At 70.9% G+C, this 382-nt stretch carries 1 pseudogene; it reads left to right on the top strand.

Features of this window, described 5'->3' with window-relative positions:
* A pseudogene (locus G3I71_RS49965) lies at nucleotides 1-258 on the top strand (EamA family transporter); the annotation flags it as partial.
* Nucleotides 259-382: the final 124 nt, after the last annotated feature.

Here is a 382-nt window from a genome sequence, read left to right as displayed (position 1 = left end):
ATCGGCCGGCTCAGCGCCACCTCCGTCACCCTGCTCGGCCCGCTGTCCCCGCTCACCGCCGCAGTCATCGGATGGGCCGCGCTCGGCCAGGCCCTCTCGCCCGTACAGCTGGCCGGCATGGCCATCGCCTTCGGTGCCACCGTCGTCGGGCAGCTGCCGGGGCGCAGGCCCCGGGCCCCGAAGGAAACGTTCAGTTCTGCTGAAGACATCGATCGAAATGTTTCGATGGACCTGGGCAATGCGGAGGTGCGACGGTAGGTCCACGACCCAACCGACCCAGAACCCCGAGGGGGAGACCACACGTGACCGTCACGGACCAGGTCCGCACCGGCCGACAGGCGCAACCGGCGGAGCGGACGCCGCAGGCGCCGCAGCAGGCCGA

The organism is Streptomyces sp. SID12501 (assembly GCF_010550245.1).
GTDB lineage: Bacteria > Actinomycetota > Actinomycetes > Streptomycetales > Streptomycetaceae > Streptomyces.
The sequence above is the reverse complement of the archived record's forward strand: the minus strand, read 5'-3'. Positions and strand labels throughout refer to the sequence as shown.